The 26,800-nt window shown below is 47.9% G+C and carries 18 protein-coding genes; 9 read left to right on the top strand and 9 right to left on the bottom strand.

All coding sequences use genetic code 11. The annotated features are described in order from the left end of the window. Window positions 1–49 precede the first annotated feature (49 nt). Window positions 50–1,258 carry a lipid-A-disaccharide synthase-related protein gene (locus tag QT996_RS01330; RefSeq protein WP_333044091.1) on the top strand — a complete coding sequence of 403 codons (1,209 nt, stop codon included), beginning with the start codon at window positions 50–52 and terminating at the stop codon, window positions 1,256–1,258. Between the two features lie 273 nt (window positions 1,259–1,531). Here the strand turns inward: QT996_RS01330 and QT996_RS01325 are convergent, their stop codons facing one another. Further along, window positions 1,532–2,164, bottom strand: coding sequence for a polysaccharide deacetylase family protein (locus QT996_RS01325; protein WP_333044090.1), 633 nt, complete (start codon window positions 2,162–2,164; stop codon window positions 1,532–1,534). Window positions 2,165–2,297: 133 nt separating this feature from the next. On the opposite strand from QT996_RS01325, the gene QT996_RS01320 reads away from it, so the two are divergent. Continuing rightward, window positions 2,298–2,534, top strand: a complete 237-nt coding sequence (locus tag QT996_RS01320; protein ID WP_333044089.1) for a hypothetical protein — start codon at window positions 2,298–2,300, stop codon at window positions 2,532–2,534. Window positions 2,535–2,757: 223 nt separating this feature from the next. Here the strand turns inward: QT996_RS01320 and QT996_RS01315 are convergent, their stop codons facing one another. The 3 genes from QT996_RS01315 to QT996_RS01305 all read right to left on the bottom strand — a co-directional run bounded on the left by QT996_RS01315 (window position 2,758) and on the right by QT996_RS01305 (window position 3,444). Next, window positions 2,758–2,940, bottom strand: a complete 183-nt coding sequence (locus QT996_RS01315; RefSeq protein WP_333044088.1) for an NfeD family protein — start codon at window positions 2,938–2,940, stop codon at window positions 2,758–2,760. A gap of 79 nt (window positions 2,941–3,019) precedes the next feature. After that, window positions 3,020–3,208: an NfeD family protein gene (locus QT996_RS01310; RefSeq protein WP_333044087.1), complete on the bottom strand. Its 189-nt coding sequence runs from the start codon at window positions 3,206–3,208 to the stop codon at window positions 3,020–3,022. Between the two features lie 29 nt (window positions 3,209–3,237). Continuing rightward, entirely contained in the window at window positions 3,238–3,444 is a 207-nt protein-coding gene (locus tag QT996_RS01305; RefSeq protein WP_333044086.1) for an NfeD family protein, read from the bottom strand. A gap of 214 nt (window positions 3,445–3,658) precedes the next feature. Here QT996_RS01305 and QT996_RS01300 point away from each other — a divergent pair, with 214 nt between their 5' ends. The 3 genes from QT996_RS01300 (at window position 3,659) to rodA (ending at window position 8,073) form a co-directional block, all read left to right on the top strand. After that, entirely contained in the window at window positions 3,659–6,070 is a 2,412-nt protein-coding gene (locus tag QT996_RS01300) for a tetratricopeptide repeat protein (RefSeq protein WP_333044085.1), read from the top strand. A gap of 61 nt (window positions 6,071–6,131) precedes the next feature. After that, window positions 6,132–6,479: a VOC family protein gene (locus QT996_RS01295; RefSeq protein WP_333044084.1), complete on the top strand. Its 348-nt coding sequence runs from the start codon at window positions 6,132–6,134 to the stop codon at window positions 6,477–6,479. Window positions 6,480–6,813: 334 nt separating this feature from the next. Next, a complete protein-coding gene (rodA, locus tag QT996_RS01290) occupies window positions 6,814–8,073 on the top strand; it encodes a rod shape-determining protein RodA (protein ID WP_333044083.1) in 1,260 nt (419 codons plus the stop codon). A 424-nt stretch (window positions 8,074–8,497) separates the two neighbouring features. Here rodA and QT996_RS01285 read toward each other — a convergent pair whose 3' ends face one another. Beyond that, window positions 8,498–9,868, bottom strand: coding sequence for a proton extrusion protein PcxA (locus tag QT996_RS01285; protein ID WP_333044082.1), 1,371 nt, complete (start codon window positions 9,866–9,868; stop codon window positions 8,498–8,500). A 52-nt stretch (window positions 9,869–9,920) separates the two neighbouring features. Between QT996_RS01285 and QT996_RS01280 the strand changes: the two genes are divergently transcribed. From QT996_RS01280 to QT996_RS01270, 3 genes are all read left to right on the top strand, one after another. Continuing rightward, the gene (locus tag QT996_RS01280; protein ID WP_333044081.1) at window positions 9,921–12,131 is read left to right on the top strand and encodes a recombinase family protein; all 2,211 of its coding nucleotides are present in this window, start codon (window positions 9,921–9,923) and stop codon (window positions 12,129–12,131) included. Between the two features lie 380 nt (window positions 12,132–12,511). Then, window positions 12,512–15,784, top strand: a complete 3,273-nt coding sequence (locus tag QT996_RS01275; RefSeq protein ID WP_333044080.1) for an Ig-like domain-containing protein — start codon at window positions 12,512–12,514, stop codon at window positions 15,782–15,784. 34 nt (window positions 15,785–15,818) lie between these two features. Then, window positions 15,819–18,944, top strand: coding sequence for an Ig-like domain-containing protein (locus QT996_RS01270; protein ID WP_333044079.1), 3,126 nt, complete (start codon window positions 15,819–15,821; stop codon window positions 18,942–18,944). A gap of 261 nt (window positions 18,945–19,205) precedes the next feature. Here QT996_RS01270 and QT996_RS01265 read toward each other — a convergent pair whose 3' ends face one another. From QT996_RS01265 to QT996_RS01255, 3 genes are all read right to left on the bottom strand, one after another. Next, complete coding sequence (locus QT996_RS01265) at window positions 19,206–19,910, bottom strand: rhomboid family intramembrane serine protease (RefSeq protein WP_333044078.1); 705 nt, start codon at window positions 19,908–19,910, stop codon at window positions 19,206–19,208. 468 nt (window positions 19,911–20,378) lie between these two features. Then, window positions 20,379–21,476: a DJ-1/PfpI/YhbO family deglycase/protease gene (locus QT996_RS01260; protein ID WP_333044077.1), complete on the bottom strand. Its 1,098-nt coding sequence runs from the start codon at window positions 21,474–21,476 to the stop codon at window positions 20,379–20,381. Window positions 21,477–21,612: 136 nt separating this feature from the next. Further along, complete coding sequence (locus QT996_RS01255) at window positions 21,613–22,371, bottom strand: SDR family oxidoreductase (protein ID WP_333044076.1); 759 nt, start codon at window positions 22,369–22,371, stop codon at window positions 21,613–21,615. A 163-nt stretch (window positions 22,372–22,534) separates the two neighbouring features. Here QT996_RS01255 and QT996_RS01250 point away from each other — a divergent pair, with 163 nt between their 5' ends. Then, window positions 22,535–22,696 carry a hypothetical protein gene (locus QT996_RS01250; RefSeq protein WP_333044075.1) on the top strand — a complete coding sequence of 54 codons (162 nt, stop codon included), beginning with the start codon at window positions 22,535–22,537 and terminating at the stop codon, window positions 22,694–22,696. Between the two features lie 24 nt (window positions 22,697–22,720). On the opposite strand, the gene QT996_RS01245 is transcribed toward QT996_RS01250, so the two are convergent. Continuing rightward, window positions 22,721–26,581, bottom strand: coding sequence for a PAS domain S-box protein (locus QT996_RS01245; RefSeq protein ID WP_333044074.1), 3,861 nt, complete (start codon window positions 26,579–26,581; stop codon window positions 22,721–22,723). Window positions 26,582–26,800: the final 219 nt, after the last annotated feature.

The raw sequence follows: 26,800 nt of genomic DNA, 5'->3' as shown, positions 1-26,800 counted from the left end.
GCTGTCTTTAAAAAAAGCTCGGCACTGATTCTGATTGTATTCTGATTATATGAAATCGAAGGGGATACTTTTCCTCAGCAACGGCCACGGGGAAGACACGATTAACTGTCAAATTCTCAAAGCTTTGAGAGCATCTGGCGCGGATGTTGATGTTTCGGCGATGCCGATTGTCGGTGACGGGGCTGCTTACTGCCGATCGACCGTACCAATTATTGGGCCCACCAGTCAAATGCCATCTGGGGGAGTTTTTTACATGAATCCCCTGTTTTTCCTCAAAGATATTGGGGCCGGGCTAATTGCTTTGACTTGGCAGCAATTGCAGGCTGTTTGGAGGCATTCGCGCCACTGCGATTTGGTGGTGGGGACTGGGGATATTGTCGCGGCGGCGATCGCCCATGCCAGCAACCGCCCCTATATAATTTTTCTATCGGCCCATTCTAGTTATTACGAGGGGCGAGTCGATTTGGGTTTAATCTTGTGGCAGTTGCTTTCCTCAAAGAAATGTCTGGCTGTTTTTACTAGAGATGCTTTGACTGCTGCTGACTTAAACCGACAGGGTTTAAAGAAAGCTCAGTTTGTCGGCAATCCAGTCATGGACAACCTCAATTCTACGGGCAAAGATTTGCAGTTAATACCCGCAGTTCGGACGATCGCCCTTCTACCCGGTTCTCGCCTCCCGGAAGCCACCGACAACCTCGTTTTGCTCCTGGAACTGGTTAAAAAAATTGCTAGTAACTCTACTTTACCGGTGCAGTTTCGGGCAGCTTTAGTTCCGGCTTTAATGCCTCAATTAGATGATATTGCGGCGCGATCGGGATGGCAACACCGATCGGGCAAGCTCATTTTTCCAGCAATCAAACCGTCTTTGTGTGAAGAAAAATTAGTCGAAGTGATGTGCTGGGCCGATGCTTTCGCCGATATTTTGCAGCAGTCTAGTTTAGTCATTGGGATGACGGGAACTGCTGTCGAACAAGCTGTGGGCTTGGGAAAACCTGTAATTGCAGTACCGGGAAACGGCCCGGCGTTTACCTATAGATTTGCGGAGGCTCAAAATCGGCTTTTAGGTGATTCAGTGCAGGTTATTGGCGCACAACCAGCGAATTTGGATATTATCAAGGAAGCTGCTTTGGCAGTCGATCGCACTTTGCAAGATGATAAATATTTAGCCAGTTGCATTCAAAATGGTTTAGAGAGAATGGGGCAAGCTGGTGGCAGCATAAAAATTGCTAATTACGTGGCAAACTATCTGGGTTATTGATTGTGGTAGGTGCGTCAGATTTTAATTTTTCAATCTGCACGAAAAGTCTAATTGTGACGCACTATTTATATCGTTTCCGGTTGCATCGGAATAATAAAATCGAGTCAACATTTAACACTCAACCATTCAGTTTTTCGACCCGCCCGTCAACAGTTAACAGTCAACAGTCAACAATTCCGGAGGAGTGCAACCGGAATTGATATTATTTCCTGCTGCGTCAGTATGAGATTGTTGATTGGTCGCGAAAATAATTGTGGCTGACGCACCCTACTGCTATTTCAACAACTCAGAAACAGTCTTAAATTCGTAACCTTTCGACTGCAAATCCTTGACAATCATCTCAGTTGCTGCTACGGTTTTCGAGCGATCGCCCCCGCCGTCGTGCATCACCACAATCGAACCCGATCGCACATTGTGAATCACCCGATTTGCGATATCTTCCGCCGTGAGTGTTTCTTCATAATCATGGGAATCCACATCCCACATAATCAGTTTTTTGTGCATTTGGGATACCAAATAAGACAAAACTACAAATCGCCTACCCCAAGGTGGCCGAAAACTAATACTGTCTTGCTTAACCCCAACTTCCTGCAAAAGTTTGTCCGTTTTTTCAATCTCAGACAGCAAAAATTGCCGGGGTTTAAACATCATATCTTTGTGAGAGTAGGAATGGTTTGCCAACTCATCTCCCTTCGCGATAATCATTTTCACGATTTCTGGGTGTTTCTCAATATTGCTGCCGATTTCAAAAAAAGTTGCTTTAACTTGATAGCGGTCTAAGATATCTAAAAGCTGATTTGTATAGGGAGGATAGGGCCCGTCGTCGTAGGTGAGGGCCACAACTTTCACTTCGGTATCGGCGCGGTTGATGCCGAAATAATTGTGAAATTTAGTAACTTTAATCAACAGCGATACTGCGAAAAAGAACGCTATTGTGAAAAGCAGAAACTTTTGTAAATTTTTACTTATTCGCATAGCGGGACAAGGCTCCATCGAGCATGAAAGTGGATTGCTGTCAGATTACCACAATTTGTAGCGGATGGCACTAATATCGATCGCGCTTTTCCCGCCAAAAAATGCGGGCAATACGGCAGGCGGCAAGTTTTTGTTGAGGTTTCACGCTATAATACCGAACTCAATAGAGGAGAGAAGAGCGATCGCGCCTGTGAAGATATTTGAAGAGAAAGCCGCCGAAATGGCAGCGCGATCGCAAATTCCGACATTTCAAGCCGTACCCTCCAGCAGCAAGGTAATCATGTCAATTCCCACCACATAAACCAGATCCCCCGGTTTAAAAGTTATACCTTTATCGCACCGGAACAGGGTACCAACTGCTTTGGAAGCGGACGGAGCCGCATTTGTCAGACCGAATTTCTTCATCTACAATCGCTTTTTCCAAATAGCTGATACTCATGATTTTTGGCTCCTAATTCCAAGTTTGCCGGAATTTTGAGATGCGAGCAACTTATAGCTCGACTCGCTAACTCCTTACTCCCCAACTACGCTTCAACTATCAGAGTAATGTTTTCCAGTCTCACGACGCGAACAACTTCACCGGGTTGCAAAGTTATTTCTCGAACGCATTTGGCAGGCCACCAACTGCTTTGAAATCGCACACTGCCGCACTGATTTGGTTTAATTTCTTCTTCAACGATCGCTCTTTCCAAATGGCTGACAGTCATGATTACTTTCTCCTGCTTCTAGGTTGGCCTGAACGTTGGGATGCTATAAACATATAGCTCGACTCCCTAACCCATTGATTTATAACGACGCTTCAACTATTAAAGTAATATTGTCAATTCCGACTACGCGCACCACGTCACCAGGCTCAAAAGTCAGATCTAGATCGCACTTCGCCGGCCACCAACTGTTTTGGAAACGAACGCGACCGGACTCATTAGGTCGAATTTCTTCATCCACGATCGCTTTTTCGGAATTGTCAAAATTCATGATTGCTTACTCCCGATTGTAGATTTCCCTTAACTTCCAGAATTGATCGCAAACGACGCTGCAACGATCAAAGTAATATTTTCAATTCCGACTACGCGAACCACCTCACCGGGTTCAAAAGTCATGTCTCCATCGCACTTCGCCGGCCACCAACTGTTTTGGAAACGAACCCGGCCGCATTCTTGAGGGCGAATTGGTTCATCTACGATCGCGGTTTCAACATCGTTAATAGACATGGCTGCTTGCTCCTGAATATAAACTCGACTCGCTCTGTGTGGAAGTTAGAAGCTTGTCTGTCAACTTCCCCTCCACACTCAACAGTATCCCCGGCCAGCCTCGGCCGTGTCAGTCGGGAAAAGTCTATACAAGTCCACTGTTTGAGCGTGTAAGCGAGTCGGAAAAAGTCTGTTAAAGTTGTGTCAGATGGGTAACGCTAAACCTGGTGACTAAATGGAAGCCGATCGTGCACTGGATTTTACCAACTCGTTACTTGTGGCTCGAAACCTGAAAACTCTCGATAACCTTGACAGCGCGATCTTTCGCGAAGCTTGGCAAGGCGTGCAAGGCAGGACGTACCAACAGGTTGCAGATAGTGAAGGGTATGGAGTAGGGACTGTTAAGGATGCTGCTTCTAATTTGTGGAAGCGACTTTCAGCGCTGTTTGGAGAAGGCGAAAAAGTCAAAAGAGACAACCTTCAAGCGGTTGTAGAGCGGTATTGGCGCAGCTACTCGAAACTAGAACCGCAGTCGGGACAAACTGTTCCGGCCCAAGTATCTCTCGGACTTGATGCTGATTTGGAAATCGAAAACCCGAATTTTTTGGGTCGCTTCGGGGCGATCGAAGATCTCAATACTCTTGTCGCCCAAGGTGCAAAAGTGATTGTCATCCAAAGTGCCGGCGGTATCGGCAAAACAACTTTGGCCAGACAGTATCTCAAATCTCAAGGGTTCGATCGAACCATTGAACTGTTGATGGCAAAAGAGACAGAGAATATCACCGCCTTGGAAAGTGCGATCGAAGAATGGCTCAAGCAAGACTTTCAGGAAGAACCCGGGCCAGACTTTGGCGTCACCTTGGGGCGGTTGAAGCGGCAGCTTCAGACTCACAAAGTCGGCGTATTGATTGACAATTTGGAAGCAGCACTCGACGGACAAGGTAAGTTTATTGAACCCCACCGGCTTTACGTGGAACTGTTGCGAGTTTTGGCTGACGCAGCGGTGCAGTCGGTAACGCTGATTACCAGTCGCGATCGACTTTGCGATTCTGATGTCACCGTCGAACACTACCTGCTTCCGGGATTGGAAGTTGAAGTTTGGCAGCAATTTTTTAGCTGCCGCAACATCAATATAGATGATGTCGCCCTCAAGGAAATGCACAAAGTTTACGGCGGTAATGCCAAAGCAATGGGCATTATTTGCGGCACGATCCGAGAAGATTTTGACGGAGATATGGCGGCTTACTGGCTGGAAAACAGTGAAGATCCGCTCGTTGAAACTGACTTAAAAAATTTAGTCACCAGTCAATTTAACCGCCTCCTGGAACTCGATCCTGAAGCCTATCAACTCCTCTGTCGCTTGGGCTGTTATCGGTATCAAGACGTGCCGACAGTCCCTACTGACGGACTTTTGTGTTTGCTGTGGGACGTGCCCGAAGCCGGACGCCGACAAATCATTAAATCGCTGTTGCACCGATCGCTAGTCGAGTCTCAGAAGGGCGAATACTGGCTGCATCCAGCAATTCGCGAAGAAGCGGTCGATCGGCTCTCGCCCGGAGACTGGGAGACTGCCAACCGCAAAGCAGCCGAGTTCTGGACAGAGAGTGTCGAGATTATTGAAACTGTAGAAGATGCGCTGAAAGCTTTTGAAGCTTACTATCATTATGTGGCAATTAGCTGTTTCGATCAGGCCGCTAGCGTCATCCTCAAAAAAATAAATATCCAGTTTGCCAAAGATTACAAGCTCGGTCAAGCGCTCTACAAATTAGGTTTCTTGCAGCCAATAATTTCAGCAACTACTCGCATCGTCAACAATGTGACTTCTGATTATTATTTGAGCGGTCTATACAGTATTTTAGGAATTTGTTACCGGATTTTAGGCGAAATAAATCAAGCCATAGAATGCCATCAAATATCCGAAATAAAAGCCACTAAATCTTTGCAAATTATAGCGAGAAGTAGCGAACCGGACAACGGTAAACAAGCTGATCTAGAATTTTGGAAAGTTAACGCTGCAATTAATATAGGTTTTTGTCAAATAGAAATGTGGGAGTTAGAACCAGCTAGGGAGATATTTGTCAAGCTGAAAAATTCACGAGACGAAATCGGCGTTAACAGCTATTCGATCGATGTCGGGTTAGCATTCCTCAATTCCTGTGTCGGACCTAAAAAAGAGGCGAATGAACTCGCCGAAAAACTGTATGCCGATCGGGAAAACAGTCAGTTGGTGGGTACGGGATACAAGTTAGTTTTTCTCGCCGCCACCTATCAAAACCTGGGAGAGACAGAGAAAGCTTTGAGCTTGTACCGCCAAGCGATCGCCCAAACCGACCAAAACCATTACAGCACCATCAAAGCCAAAGCTCTCAGCGGTATCGCCGAACTGTACCGAGAACAGGGAGAATTTGACCAAGCCCTGCAGCACCATGCAGAGGCAATAGAAATACTCGATCGAGCTACCGCCAAATTAGACCGAGCCGAAGCTTGCTATCAACTAGCACTAACAGAACAAAAACTTGGTAACATCGAGAAAAGTCAAGAAAATTTTGAGCGCGCCATTCAACTGTTCAGCGAAATGGACGCTAGCAAAAAAGTAGAAAAAGTACAGTTAGCAACCACAAAAAAAATAGAAAAAATACCTAATTAATCGAGCAAAAAATCAGAAAATAGATACAATAAACGAAAGAACAACCATAAACTTTGTAGATATGAAACTAAAACGATTGGGACACGTAGCCGTCTGCGTGCAAGACATAGAGAAATCTGCTGAGTTCTACCTAAACTTGGGCATGGAGTTAGTCTGGAAAGATGCAGACTGGGCTTATTTGAAAGCAGGAGAGGACGGATTGGCGCTGTTGAGTCCGAGTTACGACCAAGCAGGGCCGCATTTTGGGTTTGTATTTGACGATCGTACCGAAATGGAATCCGCCTACGAACAACTCAAAGCCGATGGTGTTTCCGTCACCCACATCCACGAACACCGCGACGGTACTGCATCCTTCTACGGCAGAGATCCAGATGGGAACGGCTTCGAGTACCTTTACGAACCGGCCTGACGATTCTAGGGCTTACGAATCAAAACCCAAGAAACCGGGTTTTTAGCGGTTTCTGCGCGTTGTAACGCCTCTTCTCGACAAAAACCCGGTTTCTGACCACGTGCGATTGCAAACTAAATTAAGTAAGCGCAGAGAAAAAAATAGAATACCCAGATACCCGGCGCAAGCGTTCCTTCTTCCGTTCCCGGAACATCCCTACAACTCCCCGAATAATGTGAGGTACTCACACCGACGCTTCTAAAGTAAGGTGCAGACTCTGAATCCGAAATATATCCACAACTTCCGAAAATCGGCTCGATAATCTAAAATCTAAAATCTAAAATCTAAAATCCTCATGTTGCAGAGAATACAAGTCAGAAACCGCTGGAAATCAATCTTCAAACCCTGGGAAGAAGCAGACCCTTGGCTGTTCGCCGCTTGCATCGCCCTCACCCTCTTCGGCGGAATCATGATCCGCAGCGTCGAAATTAACCAGGGGCTGATCGACTGGTGGCGACACTGGGTAACTGGCGGAGTCGGTTTGTTCCTCGCCATCATCATTTCCCGCTGCCGCTACCAAATACTGCTTGAGTGGAAATGGCCGATTTACATATTAATCAATTTGTCGCTGATCGCAGTGCGGTTTATTGGTACTACAGGGCTCGGTGCCCAGCGGTGGATCAACATCGGCGGCTTCTACCTGCAACCGTCAGAATTTGCCAAAGTAGGCATGATTGTCACTTTAGCAGCTCTCCTGCACGACAAGACTGTCCCCACGGTGGGTAATATGTTGAGGATGCTGGCGATTATGGCTGTACCCTGGGGATTGATCTTTGCCGAACCAAATTTAGGTACTTCCTTGGTGTTCGGCGCGATCACAATGGGGATGTTTTACTGGGGTAATGTCAATCCCGGCTGGCTAATATTGCTATTCTCTCCTCTAATCTCAGTTCTCCTCAATAACCTCTCTACGCCGATTTGGATAGCCTGGGTAGTTATTGCGGGTATTATCGCTTGGCGATCGCTACCTTGGCCCTGGTTGGGGACTTTCGGTGCTGTGTTGGTGAACGTTGTTTCTGGACACGTCGGACATATTTTTTGGAATGTGCTTCAGGATTATCAAAAAATGCGTCTGACAGGGTTTTTAAACCCCGAGAAAGACCCTTTAGGCAGCGGATATCACTTGATTCAATCTCGGATTGCGATTGGGGCTGGGGAACTCAAAGGCAGAGGTTTGTTTCACGGAACGCAAACTCAGCTTAACTTTATTCCCGAACAGCATACGGACTTTATCTTTTCAGCTATTGGCGAAGAATTGGGCTTTATTGGCTGCATTTGCGTGCTGTTTGTGTTCTGGTTAATTTGTTTCCGGTTGGTGACGATCGCTCAAACTGCTAACGATAATTTTGGTTCTTTGCTGGCGATCGGCGTACTGTCAATGTTGATTTTTCAGGTGTTCGTAAATATTGGGATGAACATTGGCTTGGCTCCGGTTACGGGCATTCCGCTGCCTTTCCTGAGTTACGGGAATGCGTCGCTGCTGAGTAATTTTCTCGGCCTGGGACTGGTGGAGGCGGTGGCAAGCCAGCGACAGCGCAAGAAGCGTTGGAATTAGGTCATTGATAATTGGTAATGAGTTTTGGGAATGCGATCGCGCTTTTGATTTATTTCGAGAGATTCTGCGGGCGATCGCATTTTTTTGGATCGGCCTAGGCGCATCTAAATTTTACCCTTCCTGAGCGGAGCCTTTAGGACAGTCAAGTTTGATAAAATTATTATGGGGTGCGCCCGAGAACCCGCCCCTAAATAAAATTTAGAGATCCAACAGCTTAAGTTTATCTACTTAATTAAACCCCTCCTGACGCAAACAATAAATGGTTTTCTGCGCTATGAGTAAGCCACTCAGTTTGCGGCAGTGGACCCCCTAAAGAGGAAGTTATCAATACCTGAAGCCCTTGCCATTATTACATCTTTTTTTGTTCTTCCTTCTTCCTTCTTCCTTCTTCCTTCTTCCTTCTTCCTTCTTCCTTCGCCTCTGATTACTCGTTCATATTCTTGTACGTAGCAACAGCCGAAGGCGAACTCCGGTTTAAATAACGGAATATCCAATACTTAAATACCGTATCCAATATCACTGGAAACGTTGCAATGAACAAAAATATGAACTGCCTATTTTCTGGCAGTCCCAAATGCCTCGATACACCTTCGAGAACTACTTCCCAACCATGAGGCGAGTGGAATCCCACAAACACATCTGTAAACAAAATAATTACGAAAGCTTTCGCACTGTCGCTGAGGCCGTAAATCACATCGTCCATGAAAGACTTTAAAATCTCAATCTCTTTCTTGTTAGTGACGATAATCGCGGCAAAGGCCATGCAGGAAATCAAATCGGCAAAAATATTTTTAATAGCTCCACCACTTTCACCGCGGTATTCCTCCGCTAGCTCAACTGCTTTCTCGGCAATTTTCTTTTCCGTTTCCTCTAAAGAAAGCGACGGAGCAATGCCTATTAACTTTTCAAATTTGAGGTGTTGCTCAAATCTCTCCAGTTCTTGCAATGCTTCTTCTTCCAGGTTAATATTTAGGAAAACTGGGGCATTTTCTTGACCTCTAAAATGGTCAACTATCGGTCCGACTAGAAAGTTTTTGGAAATTTGATTCGTCAACAGCGGAACTAAAATCAAAAGTAAAATAAATCTCAGAGAAATAATTGTTTTTACTTTGGAATTGCGGAAATTTTTAACTACTTCTTTTTCCGCTTCCGGGTCTAAATCTTTAGTAATTCGATTCAAAGTTCCCAAAAGTGATCGCGGTAATAAATTCACTTCTTCATAGTTAGTGTCAACCTCACCATCGTGAATTTGAACCGACGAATTAGCTGAACCTTTATTTTTGGGGTCAGGTGGAGAACTGCTATTTGTTGTAGATTTTGCCTGCAGATTTACTGAACTGACAACCGGAACAATGGCCGTTGATCTACTATTATTAATATACTTGTCGATGACTCCATCAATAAACTCTAGCTTCTCAAATACAAGGGAGGCTCGATCTTTATTGTTTAGATGTAATCCGTGCTGGTGAGGCTCAGCGCTGGGCCCCGTTTTCGGTTTGGCCCCCACTCGCTCCGGCAGTTCCAAAAAAGAACGGCTAGCATTAAACTCAACGATTCTGGTTTGGATGACCTTGAGGTATTTTTGCAGTTCGGATTTAAAGTAAGACAGGGTGCTTTGTCCGTAATCTCCCGATCGCTCAGAGATTCCTTGACCGCCAAAATGCTCGTCTTCGATCGCCTTAATGGCTAACGCAGCATCGTAGGCCTGTTCTAGGGCCCTCTCAGGCGTTTCTCGATACCATTGGTTAGCGCTGTAGAGATATTTTACAATCCTGTGCCACGGAGAAGTATTCATAGCTAAAGCTTGTTAGTTGGCTGTAGACATTAGTGATTAAAGTATTCACAGTATGGTAACAAATTTACATAAATTGGGAACCGAGGTGTCGGATTCAATTTGGATTGTCGGATCTGCCCGCAGTGGCAAAACCACTCGGTTAGTCGAGCAGTTCTGCATTTGGAGCAAAACTGTCAAGCCTTTGCCCACAAAAGTTTCAGGGCCATCGAGTTCCGGGCGGCGGCGGGCTGGACAAACTGCCCCAGCCATTTTAGTCTTAGCGGCTAACGGAGACAACCGGCTAGAATTGGCCGATCGCATCGCCGTCGCTACCGAAGGAAAATATACCTTTCACTCCACAACGCCCTTCGGTTTTTTTGAGCAGGAGGTATTGCTATTTTGGCCCCTGCTAGTTCAGTCGCTGCATTTGAAGGCTCAATTTCCCCTACGGCTGCAACCTGAAACAGAACTGGAACTTGCCGCCAGACTCTGGCGTCGCGAACTAGACGAAGGCATTTTGCAACAAACAGGGGTAAGTCCAAACCGAATGGTGCGTCGAACACTAGACTTATTACAACTTGCTGCTGTCAGCGGTACGCCCAGAGAAGAGATTCCCAGCATTCTGGAACAGGGATTTGCTATCTCAGGCGGCTCGACCAACCTGTGGACTAGCATGGGAGAGTTGCTGGAAAGGTGGCGGGAATGGTGCTTGACGCGGGGGTTCCTGACTTACGGGATTGTTTGCGAACTCTACTGGCGCTATTTGTTGCCGGATGTCAGTTACCAGAAGCATTTGGCCTCTAGATACCAAGCTGTGATCGCAGACGATCTTGACGATTATCCCGCGATCAGCGGCCATTTGTTTGATCGAATGCTCGACCAAGGTGCAGTGGGGGCGTTTTCCTACAATCGGGATGGAGGAGTGCGTTTGGGCTTGGGGGCTGACACGGAATACCTAGCGCGACTCGAAAACCGCTGTCAAAGCGTGGAAAATTTGGACGCAAACGCCGGTTTAGCCCCAGAGATTGGAGATTTAGCGGTAAGTTTAGCAGTTAATTCTGAGGGTTTTTATCCTTTAGGCTTGAGTTTGCCCGGTAAAGTTCGATCACTCCAAACCACTTCCCGGGCTCAACTGCTGCGAGAAACAGCCGAAATCATCGTGGATGCGGTGAAGTCACAAGCCGTGGAACCGCAGGAAATCGCCGTAATTGCCCCTGGGATGGATGCGATCGCCCGTTACAGTTTAACGGAAATTCTGGCGCGAGATGGTATCGCCGCCGTATCTCTCAACGATCAGCGTCCCCTCTCGACTACCCCAGAGATTCGAGCTTTACTCACTTTGTTAGCCTTAGTTTATCCGGGACTCGGCCGTTTAGTTGATCGAGACGGCGCCGCCGAAATGCTGGTAGTGTTGGGCAGCCAGAAACACCGTTCATTGGAAACAGAAGATTCCAACTCGACTTTCAATCTAACATCTCAAATTCACAATCAAAAATCGATCGACCAAGTGAGAGCAGGTTTAATCGCCGATCACTGTTTTTGTCCAGATATCGATCGACCTCAATTGCTGCCAATTACAGCCTTTCCCCGGTGGGACAGACTGGGACACCGAGCAGCCCGGGCCTACGAGCAGATTGTCGAGTGGATCGAACAACAGCGGTCGCAACAGCAGGAGCGGCTGTTGCCGAGTCCAATTGCGCTGCTCGATCGAGCCATCCAGAAATTTCTCATGAACGATAGATACCTCCCCTACGATCGGCTAGCAGCCCTGCGTGAGTTAATGGAAACAGCCAGCCACTACTGGGAAATCAACGGGCGAATGCAGCGCGTAGAACCAACAAACGGCGGCGACTCAGAAACGATCGCGCGGTTCATCCAGTTGTTGCGCCAAGGAACCGTCACCGCCAACCCCTTTCCAGTCCGTCCAGAAGGCCCAGCAGCCAGAGCCGTCACCCTCGCCAACATCTTCCAGTACCGCAGCAGCCGCCGCGCCCACAAATGGCACTTTTGGCTGGATGCCGGATCGCCCCTGTGGCTGAGCGGCGGTGCGGCGACATTGTTTGGCGCCCCCTTATTTTTGCGATCCCAACAGGGGCGTCCCTGGGAAACCGAAGAGGAAACAGCGGCTGACCAACAGCGACTGCGGCGAATTCTGCTAGATTTGTTAAGTCGCTGTTCCCTGCTTTACCTTTGCCACAGCGAACTATCCGTCAGTGGACAAGAACAAACCGGGCCACTTCTGCCCCTAATTAACAGCTCTGTTTCTTGTCAGCAGTCAGCATAAGGCATTCACTTCTGCAGGCGAGAGGCACATCTGTATTCAGCATTCGACATTCGGAAAGAACCAATTATGACTGCAAAGATTTTTATTTTTTCTGGTTTTGGATAAATACACCAGGCTGACTCGAAGCCAGACTTCTAGACTGGATAAAAATGCACCGATATTAAAGTATACCCAAGATAGGCAGCAAAACGTGCAATCATTAATATTTTGATCTCAAAATATGCCCGGCTTAAAAAATATCTATAGCCGTTGCATTTCTGATTTAGTATGTTAGAAATGATCGGGATTATTAATCAATTTTAAGCCCTATTTGTGGCAACAAACTGATACTAATCAGTTTTTAAAGTTAATCGGGATCGTCGTTTAAAGGAGCCAAAATAATGCCCAGTGCAGTGCCAGTAGTAGTTATACCAACACCAACACCAGAACCAACACCAGAACCAACACCAGAACCAACACCAACTCCCACACCAACTCCCACTCCGACGCCGACGGGAACTCCAACTCCCTCCGGGGACGACACATTTGGCGGCATAGACGACACATTGCGCGGAGGCGGAAGTACCTCGCCCGCAGTCATCGGTGGCGTACTCCGCGGCACAGAAACCAACGACTCCTTAGTTGCAAGTCCCGGCCCCGACGTGATTTCCGGGCTGCAAGGCAACGACAACCTGCAAGGAGCCGACGGCGACGATTTAGTATTCGGGGGCGATGATGACGACGTGCTGTTCGGCGGGCCCGGCAACGACGTTCTCGATGGCGGTTTAGGACTCGATACCCTGTACGGAGGTAAAGGCAACGACTCCCTCGACGGGGGAAATAACCCCGACCTGCTGTATGGCAATGACGGCAACGACACGGTAATCGGAGGCGAAGGCAGAGACACGGCTTACGGCGGAAAAGGCAGCGACAGCTTGCGCGGGGGTTCTGGCGACGATAGCTTTTTGGGCGATCGAGGCGACGACATCCTCTGGGGCGACCAAGGTAACGACTCGCTCTTCGGCGGCGATGGCGAAGACTTGGTATTTGGCAACGAAGGAGGCGACTGGCTCTACGGAAACGCCGGGGGGGATACATTTTTTTCCGGCGACGGCGACGACATCGTATTCGGCGGCTCTGGCGACGACATCGTGGACAGCGGTGCTGGCAACGACGTTCTTTGGGGCGAAGCAGGCAAAGACGTAGTGGCAGGAGGCGAAGGCAGAGATGTCTTCGTCATCGGTGCCTTCAGTTCCCCCAGTGGCAGCAGCAGCGTCGGCACTAACGCGGGCTTTCTGACCACAGGCGGCCCCGACATCGCCGATGCCGACATTTTCACAGACTTTCGTCAAGGCGAAGATGCGATCGGGTTAAGTGGCGACCTCAAGTTTGAAGATTTGGTAATCTTCCAAAGCAGCGACACCAAAGCCGGCAGCACAATTATTCGCAACGGCGTCAGCGGCGACTTTTTAGCAGTATTGCCCGGAGTAGACAGCAGAACCCTAGGGCGAAGCTCATTTGTAATTGCCCCCACAGTTCCCGGCAGCGCAACTCCGCTTCCCCTACCGACGCCGACAGACAGTCCGACGCCGACACCGACAGCAAGTCCGACACCAACGCCGACAGCGACGCCGACGCCGACACCGACAGCCAGCCCAACGCCGACGCCGACACCGACGCCCACACCGACGCCAGACCAGCCGGTGCCGACATTCCCGACACCGACAGCAAATCCGACGCCGGCGTTCCCGACGCCGACAGCAAGTCCGACACCGACAGCAAGTCCGACGCCCATCCTTAACCAACCTCCAAAAGCAGTTAACGACAACTTCACCACGGTTGCGGGTCAACAACTCACTCTCAACGTTCTGTTGAACGACACTGACGCGGAACAAAGCGCTCTGACTGTCACGACTTTTGCTCCAGCAAGCAAAGGGAGCCTGGTTCCCGTGGGCGGCGGCGTATTCAAATACACCCCGAATCCGGGCTTCTCGGGTACTGACAGCTTCAGCTACTCGATCTCAGACGGTAACGGTGGCACAAGTCAGGCGGTAGCAAGCATCCGTGTCAGCAGCCCCCCGCAGCTAGTAATTAACGACGGTGTGGTGGTTGCCAAAAGTAATCCTACCCAGACAATCACCGCTGCCGATTTGTTAGTGACAGATCCCGACAACACGCCGTCGGAAATCTTTTACACGATTACCAAAGCCCCCGACGCTACCAGAGGTTTTGTCCAAAGGGGCACCACCTTTCTCAACGTCGGCGGCAAATTCACCCAAGACGATATCAACAACAACATCGTCAAATACAACTTGCTGGCGACAAGTGGCAGCGACAGTTTCACGTTTACCGCCTCCGATGGGTCTGCAACTGTTGGGCCGGTATCCTTCAGCATCACGGTGGTAGATAATATTGTCGATCGCAGCGCACTCCCGGCCAGCAGCTTTACAGGCAGCAACCTCAGCGACTTCATCCTCGGCGGGGCCGGCGACGATACCCTCTCTGGGGGCGACGCCAGCGACATCATGGATGGTAATGGCGGCAACGACCTCGTATTCGGTGAAGCAGGCAACGACTCGGTGGTAGGTGCGATCGGCAACGACACCGTTGACGGCGGACTGGGCAACGACACAGTTGACGGCGGCGACGGCATAGACTCGCTGATCGGCGGGCTGGGCAACGACCTGATGTTCGGCGGCAATGACAATGACAACCTCTTGGGCGGTGACAATAACGACAGCATTGACGGCGGAATAGGCAATGACTCGATATTGGGAGAGTCCGGCGACGACTCGATACTTGGTGGCACCGGGATTGACACCTTACTTGGTGGCATTGGCGACGACTCCCTCGACGGCGGTGCTGGCGACGACATCCTCGACGGTGGGCTGGGCAGAAACTTGCTTGACGGGGGTATCAATAACGATTCCATATCCGGCGGCGACAACGATGAAACGATTTTGGGTGGACAAGGCAACGACACGGGACTCGGAGGTTTGGGCAATGACTACGTGTTGGGCGAGGCCGGCACCGATTCCCTGTTAGGCCAAGCGGGCGACGACACTCTCGACGGCGGTGCCGGCAGCGACTGTCTCAGCGGCGCCTTCGGCAATGACTTGGTGTTGGGCGGCGATGACAACGACTCGCTTTCCGGCGGTGTCGGCAATGACATTTTGGGCGGTGGCAACGGTTCTGACTTGCTCACGGGCGATGCTGGCAATGATTTCTTCTACTACGAAACTCCCAGCGAAGGCGTGGACGTGATTGCTGACTTTAACCCTAACGGCAGCGAGACCGACAGATTTTTGTTCAGGTCGTCAAATTTCGCAGGTTTAACCAACTCAGGAACTACTCTCGATTTCACCAGTTTTATCGTCAGGAATATCGGGTCTAGCGGCGACGACATCAGCAAGCAATCAGTCATTTTGTTTGAATCTAAATTTGATAACGCTCAAGCAGTAAATGCAGTGTTGAAGAATCAAAAGGGTTCGAGCAAAACGGGAGCTTTCTTCGTTTACCTGAACAATACTTTTAACAAGTACGTTCTCGGCTTTGACCCGAATGTGGCAGATGACAGTCTCCCAGCTTTCGATTTGGGAGTGTTGAATTCTATTCCTACAGTGCCGGGAGCGCTCAGCACCGTCATTACTGCATCTGACTTTAAGTTTATTTAGTAGTTTTTGAGTAGCGTCGCAAGGAGTCGGAACAATGCCAAGTGCAGTATCAGTACCTTTTCTCGAAAATCGGCTACCCGATGAGAACGGGGATAGTTTGGATGGCGGCACGGCGCCGTCGCCTACGCCGTCGTCGGGGACTTCGACAACGATGACGGGGACTTCGACAACGATGACGGGGACTTCGACAACGATGACGGGGACTTCGACAACGATGACGGGGACTTCGACAACAATGACGGGGACTTCGACAACAATGACGGGGACTTCGACAACAATGACGGGGACGGGCCCGGATATTTCGATCACCCCGGTGCCCCGGCCACCTCTGACAGTTCCTACGCCTCCCCCACAGCCACTTTTTGTCGATGGCTTAGTTGTCGCAAATGACGGCAGTAACTATTTAATCGGCAGCTTGTTCAATGACACGATTTCCGGGGGTGGTGGCGACGACACGCTTGTGAGTCGGGACGGAGACGATCTACTCAGGGGCGAAGACGGTAACGATTCTCTCAACGGTGGCGCTGGTAAAGATATCGTTGAGGGCGGGCGCGGCAATGACACGGCGCGGGGTGGCAAAGGCGATGACTTGGTTTCTGGCGACCAAGGCGATGATGTAGCTTTTGGCGACCAGGGTAACGATCTTGTCTTGGGTTCTGAAGGCAACGACACGCTGTACGGCGGTAAAGGCAATGACTGTCTGCGCGGCGGTGGCGAGGACGACCTGATTTTTGGCGACAAGGGCAATGACACTGTTTTTGGCGACACGGGTAACGACTGCCTGATCGGCGCTGCAGGCAATGATATTTTGTTGGGCTCCGAGGGCGGGGATGTCATCACCGGCGGTGTTGGTAACGATACTGGTGACGGCGGCGAGGGTGATGACCTGATCTTCGGGGGCGACGGCAATGATTCTGTGTCTGGAGATGCTGGGGATGATATTCTTTCGGGCGATCGCGGATCGGATACTCTGACAGGAGGCGACGGATCGGATATCTTTGTTCTCGGTAGGGTGGGCACGTCGCCTGGTAGCAACGGGTTTCTCACTACTGGCGGCCGCGAAATCGGCGATGCTGATGTAATCAGAGATTTTAAGGCGGGAGATTCGATCGGTCTGGCTGGAGGTTTGAACTTTACAGAGTTAGAAATTTTCCAGGGCCAAGGCTCGAATTCTAGCAACACGATTATTAGGGACAGGCGAACTGGGGAATTTTTGGCGGTGTTGATTGATGTTCGATCGAACTCGCTAGATGAATCTCGGTTCACTACCGGTCAAATACCGCGCGTAAACGACAATCCCTTCACCATTGAGGGAACAACAACGAGTCCCACAACCGGAACCACAACGAGTCCCACAACCGGAACCACAACGAGTCCCACAACCGGAACCACAACGAGTCCCACAACCGGAACAACCACGAGTCCCACAACGGGAACAACCACGAGTCCCACAACGGGAACAACCACGAGTCCCACAAAGGGAACAACCACGAGTCCCACAACGGGAACCACAACGAGTCCCACAACGGGAACCACAACGAGTCCCACAACGGGGACCACAACTCCCACACCAGCGACCACAACGAGTCCAACACCAGCGACCACAACTCCCACACCAGCGACCACAACGAGTCCAACACCAGCGACCACAACGAGTCCAACACCAGCGACCACAACTCCCACACCAGCGACCACAACTCCCACACCAACCGGGACAACCACGAGTCCCACAACGGGGACAACCACGAGTCCCACAACGGGGACAACTGCGAGTCCCACACCAACAACAGGGACATTGCCGACACAGGTTCCCAGTCCGAGTCCGACTCCGACTGCAGGCGGGACAACTCCGAGCCCGAGTCCTTCGATCGTCCCGACTCCAACTGCGGCGCCCCCAACTCCTCCGCCTTTGGGCGGTGGGCCGACTCCGCCGAGTTTTACATCTCCGACTCCTAACCAGCCGCCGATCGTGGAAACTGGCAAGACACTGACTGGTTTGCAAAATTTGCCTCTGTCTCTGAGCATTTCGGCGCCCAGCGACCCGGAGGGCCAGCCACTGTCGATCGCGGTAGTCGGACTTCCCAATCCTACTTTTGGTCAGGTAATTACGGGTACAAACCCCCTCACCGTGAACCAAAAGTTAACGGTTCAGGATTTACTTGGACTGAAATTTCAACCTGGAACAAACGTGATCGGGCCAGCCGGTTCTTTCAGCTACAGCGTAGCTGACGACCAAGGCGGCACGGCAGCAGCGTCAGTGGCAATTAACATCAATTCTTTCAATACCTCCGTAACTGTTCCAACTACCCTGTCGCCGATTGCTGTCAATGACGGCATCGTATTTACGAGTACGAATAATTCGCAGCCCACTTTCATCGACGTGCTGGCCAACGATTCCAGCCCGCAACAAGGGCCGCTCAACATTATCAATGTCAGCACACCGCAACTGGGGATAGCTGTAAATCTTGTCTCTCAAGTGCAATTCATCCCCGGCAACGTAGCGGGTACAACTGCTTTTACCTACAGCGTCAGCGACGGATTCGGGACAATTCCCGGAACAGGTACTATCACCGTTCAAATCTTGCCGGCTGATAGCGGGCCTAACAATTTAGTTGGGGGTTCTTTGCCGGACAATTTGGACGGTTTGGCGGGCAGCGATACTATTGATGGTCAAGGCGGCAACGATACGATTAACGGCGGTGTGGATAACGACGTGCTCGTAGGGGGCCTCGGCGCAGATACCATGACGGGGGGCGGCGGCAGCAATCAATTCCGCTATACCAGCCCTGCACAAGGTGGGCCGGCTTTTGATGCGGCTTCTTCGGCTGCGATCGATGCTGCGATCGCAGCGGGCGGATACGATGTGATTACCGACTTTAACGGCCTCGGTGTGCCGATCGCCGATCAGTTTAATTTTGCCCCAGGATTCCCCAATCTCAGCAATGGCAGTCAAGTTCTGCTGAATGTGCAGACAACTGTTTCTGCAAATATTCTGGGAGGAACTGCTTTCTTGTTTGCTTACGATTCCGGCGGCAATACTTACATCATTTATGACGGCAATGGCAATAACGTCGCCGGTGCGGATTCTCGCATTTTGGCGAAGTTAAATGGTGTAACTGGGGTTTCTTCTCTTTCGGGATTTGACTTCACGTTTATCTAAAAAGAAAATATCAGAGGTTTGAAACCGCAGATTAACGCAGATTAACGCCGATTTAGTTGGCAGTTTATCTGCGTTAATTTGTGTTCATCTGTGGTGAAAAATTAAATCTCCTTCTACTCAGAAAACAATCCCAACAAAGAGCCAAGCATAGCACTGAACTTTGAGAAAAATCAGAGGTTGGAAACCGCAGATAAACACAGATAAACGCAGATTTTCTTGGCGGTTTATCTGCGTTGATTGGCGTTCATCTGCGGTTAAAAGTTAAATCTGATTTTCCTCAGAAAAAAGGCCCAACAAAGGGCCGAGAATAGCGCCGAAAACAAAGCCGCCAGCGTGGGCCCAGTAGGCAACTCCGCCGGATTCCATGCCGACACTTGCCGGGGCATTTAAGGAAGCCAAGCCACTCAATGCTTGCTGTGCAAACCAAAATCCTAGAAAGAAGAAAGCGGGGACTCTGACGGTGGTAATAAATATTCCCAACGGAAGCAGTGTCAGAACTTTGGCTTGGGGATATCTGAGAATGTAAGCTCCCATCACGCCTGCGATCGCGCCGCTAGCACCTAGGGACGGAATGGCAGATGCTGAGGAAAAATACCACTGAGTTAGTGATGCTAAAACGCCGCAAGTAAGGTAAAATATTATAAATTTGACGTGTCCTAAACGATCTTCTACGTTGTTGCCAAAAATCCACAGAAATAACATATTTCCGGCAATGTGGAGAAAGCCTGCGTGCAGGAATTGGGAGCTAATTAGTGTCGTCCATTCGGGAAATGGCGAAACTGGCAGAGCAACCCGACACATATTGCTTAACTGGCAAGGAACTACGGCCCAAGAGTAGAAGAATTGGGTTAATTGTCGATCGCCCAAACTGAGTTCGTACAAAAATACTAATATGTTTGCGGCAATCAGCCCGTAGGTGACGTAGGGAGTGATAGTAATGGGATTTTCATCGCGTAAGGGAACCACAGCCTTTTTTTCCTCATCAAAATATTGGCAACACAGTAGCGCATTTATTGCCCAGGTGTCTCCTGTCTAAAGGAAGAGGGAACAAGCCAATCGATTTTAGATTTTAGATTTTAGATTAAAGAATTGAATAATTAAAGAATTGAATAATTGAATAATTGAATAAAGCGACTTGACGGATGTATCCGGGGGGTGGTTATCGGATACTATATTTTTTATTTCTGCAGGGATGAATCCGGGGGCTTGTACTGCCCCCGGTTGCCGCAAGCTTCCTTCAAACCCGCCGTGTCGCGCTGAAACAAAAATAAAACCCTCCACCTTCGAGTTAGTTGAATATCTGCTTTTTAGTGTTGGGTTTTATTTTACCGCAAAGGGCTATATTGTAGGATTGCAGAGCAAGTTTGTAGTTGCGATATTGGTGCGGGTTTTCACCTATCAACAAAACTACAAACTTATTTATCACCTTAGTGATTACATTTTTACAGCGGGGCTAGTCGAAGGTTTAGGCGACTTAATTTCCTGGGAAACCGCACGGGCGCGGAAGAGTTTAGCAACGACTTGCTCACACTTCGACAAATCCGATTCTATCTCTGTCAAAATGGCCGTTGATACCGGATCGGTGAACTTCACCCGCAGGTTGTTGATATCGACAACACCGGTTTGCAACTCACCTAGAGTACTCCGCAGCAAGAACGTTTCGTCGGTTCCTTGCATCGAGGTTTTTAATTTAGCGTATTTGTCAGCAATTTGGGCAGGAATTGAGGGTTTTTCACCAAAATCGTTGAGGCGTTTTTCGAGAGCGAGGATGTGGTGCTGTTTGTTTTGAATCATTTCTGCAAGGAGCGATCGCAACTCGCTGTCTTGGGTTTTTTCCGCATAACTTTGAAAGGCTTCGCTAGAATAGCGTTCCCCTGCGAGGGCGGTATTCAAACCTTTAACAATGTCGCCTTGTGTAGAACCTCCCCAACCATTAGCTAATTTCCACCATTCTGCATTTGTGTCCGTTTCTTCTGGCAAACCGGCTTCTTTTCCGCCGTAACCGAGGCGAGCCATAATTGCGGTGGTAAATATTGCTAAATCTCCCGGTTGGCGGGAAGTGATTAAGTTACCGTCAACTACTAAAGCGTCGTTAATGTAGTTAGCTCCGGCATTAATCATGTCTGTTTTAATTGCCAAAAAACCAGTTGCTTTTTTGTCTTTTAACAAGTCGGCTTCAATCAAAACTTGCGGGCCGTGGCAAACAGCAGCCACGATTTTTCCTTGCTCAAATGCTTCTTTTACAAACCTTACTGTATTGGGATTAGTCCGCATTGTATCGGGAGCCATGCCGCCGGGAATTATCACTGCATCGAATTCTGCGGGTACTGCTTCTGTGGTAGTTCCGTCAGCCTGCTGGGCAACTTTTCCTTGTTTCCCTGCATACTTTTCGTTTGTGCGCGAACCGAGGACAACTACTTCAAATCCTGCTTGTTTTAAGGCGTTGTAAGGAACTAGAAATTCGGAATCTTCAACTCCATTTTCGATGAGTATGGCAACTCGTTTTGTGTTGCTACCTTTATCTGTTGTCATAATCAACTATCCTCAGACTATCTTTTATTTAACCCTAAATGATTTATGATGTTTTTAGCGTCTTGCTAAAGTGATAACTTAGTAAGTTTTAAAAAGTGTCAGCGTGAGCCTTGAGAGGTATTTTACAGTAATTGTCTCAATGCACGTAAGAGGCTCCATTAATGTCGATCGTAGTCCCGGTAGCGTGCGTAGCCAAACCCGACGCTAAAAACGCGATAACATTGGCAACATCTTGAGGAGGAGCGATTTTGCCGATCGGGATATCGCGAATAATATCAGCTTCACCGAACTCCTGAATAAACTGATTAGACATTTCCGTACTGACAAATCCCGGTGCAACTGTAAAAGCCAAAATATTCTCAGCCGCAAACCCTCTAGCAATGCTGCGAGTTAAAGCAACAATAGCACCTTTAGAAGCGGCGTAGTGCAGATAATTCGGGTCATCGCCGCGAAAAGCAGCGCGACTTGCTATATTAATAATTGTACCGACTCTGCGAGTTTTAAAATGAAGAATTGCTTCCCGGCACAAGTCGGCAGTGGCAATTAAATTAACTTGTAGAGTTTGCTGCCAAGCTGACGACCAAATATCGAATTTATCCTCGATACCCGCTGACTGCATAATTCCAGCGTTATTAACTAAAATATCAATATGACCCCGCCATTTTAAAGCATCTCGCCACAAAGTCGAGGCCGCGTTTTCCACCATCAAATCTGCGGCCAATAAATAACAGCGATCGCGCGCAACACTTGCTGCTACAGCTTCAGCTTCTTTCTGACTGCGAAAGTAATGCAAAATCACCTCAGCCCCAGCATTAACCAGAGTCCGCACGGTCACTGCACCAATCCCTTTCGAGCCACCAGTTACTAAAATTACCTTTCCGGTTAAATCAATCATTTCTGTCTCTCTTTTCTCTTTCTCTGCCCCTTCAACACCCTCTGCATTTAATAAAAAGAATAAATCCCCTTTACACCAAAAATATAATTGCTATATGATACAGCACATTCCATCTAATGTATATGCCATTGCCTCATGCTGATATAGCAAGTCTATTTGAGTCATGAATGTAGAACAACCTGAAACGCTTGTGATGATTGAATCGATTGTTTACAAATCAAATGGTTTTGCTATAGATATCTGCCACAAACATCTCCAAAAACTTCCCAATCTTTTCCCAGGTTGGTTTGTATGGGAAATAGAGGCACTGGTTACAGCACTATAGCTTCTTTCTCCTTAAACTCCATAACTACACTGGATTCGGCAGCAGAGGGCGAATTAACTCCATAATTCGGTCAGAATTAAAATTATTGATATAATCCGTTAGTGCGGTGGACAAACTTGCTTTGGATTTGGGAATTTGTACGATTAATTCGTTCATAACTTCGGTATCGAGATAGTAAGCGGCTTGATACATTTGTTCTAACCAGTGAGGGGGCATCATGGATAGAGCTTCTACAGACACCGTTTCAATCAATAGTTTTTGTGGAGTTTGTTCTAGGACTTCGTAGATATATTGCACTCCCAAATATTTAGCAAGTTTGTCAAAGATTTCTCTTTGCTGAAAGGGCTTGCTTATAAAGTCGTTACAGCCAGCCATAAGAACTTTCTCTCGATCTTCTTCAAAAACACTGGCAGTTAAAGCAATAATGACAGTTTCTTGGCTCTTAGGGCGTTCTCTAATATATTTAGTAGCTGTGTAGCCATCGACGATCGGCATTCGTAGATCCATCAGAATCAGGTGGGGCCGCCAACTCTCCCACAGTGAGAGTGCCTCCACTCCCTGTTTTGCTTCTCTCACCTCCAAACCAATCGAGGTAAGGATATCGACTAACAAGCGGCGATTTTCTTCTAAATCTTCAACAATTAGAATCCGGTAAGTTGGTTGTCCGGGAGCTAAACCAATTACTCTTTGATTACTTGATTCTGGGGGTACGGATTCTGCTTCAGGTAACTGTACAGGAATCTCAAAGGAGAAAGTGCTACCTTGTTGCAAAGTGCTTTTAACGCGAATTTGACCGCCCATGAGTTTGACGAGTTTTTGACTGATGGCTAAACCAAGTCCACTGCCTTGACTCAAATTATTCCCAGCTTGGGCTTGCACAAATACCTTAAATAGGCTATCAATTTCTGTGGGTGCAATTCCTACGCCTGTATCCTCAACTTCAAAACATAGGTGACAGGATGTTTTGTTTCTTTGCGTTGCTCTTACCCGTAGGGTGACGCTTCCTTGGTTGGTAAACTTAATCGCATTACCGAGCAGATTGACGAAGACTTGATAGAGTTTTTTCTCGTCGCTATGCACAAATTTAGGAAGGTCGGGAGCTAGCTCGCAAATTAGTTGCAATTCTTTAGATTGGACTTTAACTTGGAACATTTCTTCAATAGAAGCCAACAAATTTGTCAAATCAAAGTCAGAAAGATTGAGAGTCATCCGTCCACTCTCTATTTTGGATAAATCTAAAATCTCGTTAATCAAGTCCAATAAATGTCTACCGCTACGGTTGACAATCTGTAAACGTTCTTGGAGAGAAGGAGTCAGATTTCTCTCATAGCTCATCAATTGCGTGAATCCCAAAATTGAGTTCAGGGGGGTGCGGAGCTCGTGGCTCATGTTGGCGAGGAAGACAGTCTTGGCTTGGTTTGCTTCATTTGCTTGGTGAAATTCCAACTCAGCTTGTTTGCGATCGCTAATGTCAATTAAATATCCCAAGATTTCTACTGGTGTACCTAAACGATCTCGAATTAGCCTAAGCTGACTGAGCATCCAGCGATAAACCCCATCGGAGCGACGAAAACGGTATTCGTGGAAAGAAAAATCATTAACAAATACATTTGCTAAACCATTAAGCACTGGTTCTACATCATCTGGGTGTAAGTGATTCACCCAAAATTTAGAATCTTCTAAAAACTCGCGGCTTTCGTAGCCCAATATATCTTTGATATTTTCGCTGATGAACGTTGCGCCATAATCGCCAGCAGGTTTACTGCTAAAAATGACAACGGGGCTGTAGTTTAGAAGAAAGTGGAGGCGATTTGTCGTCGCTTGCAAGGCTTGCTCAGCCAGTTTTAGCTCTGTTGCGTCCTCCTGAACGGCAACATATACAGTTCCGTATTCAGGATGCTCAAACATGGATGTATGAACTCTGCACCAAAAGACAGTTCCATCTTTCTTTTTATTGTGGACTTCATATTTCGCTTGCCCCGTCTCTTCAATTTGAGTGACCATATCTAGAACGCTTACATCTGGTGTAACCTTTGTATCGACATAATTCAAGACACCAACGTATTGACCTGCGAGTTCGCCCTCTGTGTAGCCAAACAAAGCGTCAAAGGTAGGATTGGTGTAGACGATCATGAGGTCTGAGGCTTTAATCAAACACACTCCTCCTCCCATGTTATTCATGATAACGCTTTGGAGTTCTAGCGTTTTTTGAGCTTCTTTTCGAGCCGTAATTTCTTGGATCTGAGAAATAAAATGCAGTGAATTTCCCTCTTCATCTTGTACGAGGGAGCCGTTAAGAATAATCCAAATAATATGTCCTTGCTTATGGAAATACCGTTTTTCCATTTGGTAAGTGGAAATTGTTCCTGCTAATAGTTGATGTGCATAATTAAGATCCCCGTCTAAATCGTCAGGATGGGTGATGTCTTGGAAAGTTAACGCTAACAACTCTTCTGAGGAGTAGCCAAGAATCTGACATAAGGCCGGGTTGACTTTAATCCAGTGCCCATCAAGTGAAACGATCGCCATTCCGATAGAGGCATCTTCAAACGCATGGCGAAACTGCTCTTCACTGTTTCGTAAAGCCATCTCAATTTGTTTGCGATCGCTAATATCGCGCAGAATAACAGTAAATACCATTTCGTCTCCCATTTCCAGCCTAGAAATAGAGGCTTCAGCCGCAAACTGCGTTCCATCTCGACGACGACCCAAAATCTCGCCTCGTTCTCCCATCCTTCGCGCTCTGCTAGAAGAGTGTGCAAATTTTTTGATATGCTGCGGATGTGCATCTCTAAACTGTTCTGGCAGCAGTAAATTCAGTGGCTCCCCTAAAATATCCTCCATTTTATAGCCAAACATCTTTTCTGCCCCTTGATTAAACAGGGTAATGCGTTGAGTGCGATCGACTGAAATAATTGCATCATTGGCGATTTCTAGAATTCCCGCAAAACGAGCCTGCGATTTTTGTAAAGCATCTGTTCGTTCAGCCACAAGAACTTCTAAAGTTTCGTTAAGTTTTTTAATTTCTGCTTCGGCTTGCTGGCGCTTGTAATCTATCTGATCCAAAAATCGAGCTGTCCCCAAGATGAGAATTGAGAAGGTGAAAACCATAACTGTTGAACGCAATGTATAGCCAAAATTAGCGTTATACCAGCCTGAATTCTCTCCCTGAAGAGTGAACCAGTTCAGTGTCACTGGAAAGATTGTCCCCCAAGGCAGCAACCATCGAACCATTACTCCCCCGACCAGGGGACTGGTTACTACTTGCATTAATCCTTCATTAGGGCGGAGGAATAAAATTCCTCCATAGAGGATGAAAAAGGTGGCGATCGTGTTTAGGGGTTGAGTCGTCGTAATTGTGACCAACCGTTCAAAAATATCGACACTGAATATGTGTCCAAATAAAGCTAGTAGAGAAATTAAAGCTGCAACACTACTAAAAATCTGAGCCAACCAAGTGTGTCGTTGGGAATTTTGCCCTAACAGTAACAATGCTACTCCCATCAGCACAAAATTTAGGGCGGTATTGACTCCAATGCTTCCCGGATCAGGAGTCGCTGAAGAAACGAAATCTCGGAAAAGCCACTGATCAATACCCAGCTTCCAACCAAAAATATACTGGCTCAGCGTCAGCATACCGACGATGATTATGAATCTTGCCATCCCTTGAGCGATGCGATTGTGCAGTCGGGTTCTTGGGTACTGCAACAATCTCAAAGATACTCCAGCCAGCAAAAAGCAAATTGCCGTGTTTGCTTTCATGGTCGAAGCCATACCGGGAAAACCGCTTTTGAGTAGCGAGATGTCAAATTGCCAACCCAGCAGCACGAGACATCCGATCGCAATGACGAGTAGACTGGCCATGTGAGAAATGCGCTTGTTCATAAATCGGCTGTTTGAGTTGACACATTCTTCTTCTAATGTTATGTGCAGCTAAGAAGAGTAACCACGGGGGGACTGCCCCTACCCGAACAATTCAGATTTTGTATGGCTGCGCCCCCTTGCCAGTCGAATATCTCGGGGATCGCAAGATTTCTTTGTGTGTAAAGTGAGCTTTATAATCTAATAATTCAACTATACTATTGGTGCATAGGGTTATATTCC

Origin of the sequence: Microcoleus sp. S13C4 (assembly GCF_036700865.1) — a bacterium.
Classification (GTDB): Bacteria; Cyanobacteriota; Cyanobacteriia; order Cyanobacteriales; family Microcoleaceae; genus Microcoleus.
The sequence above is the reverse complement of the archived record's forward strand: the minus strand, read 5'-3'. Positions and strand labels throughout refer to the sequence as shown.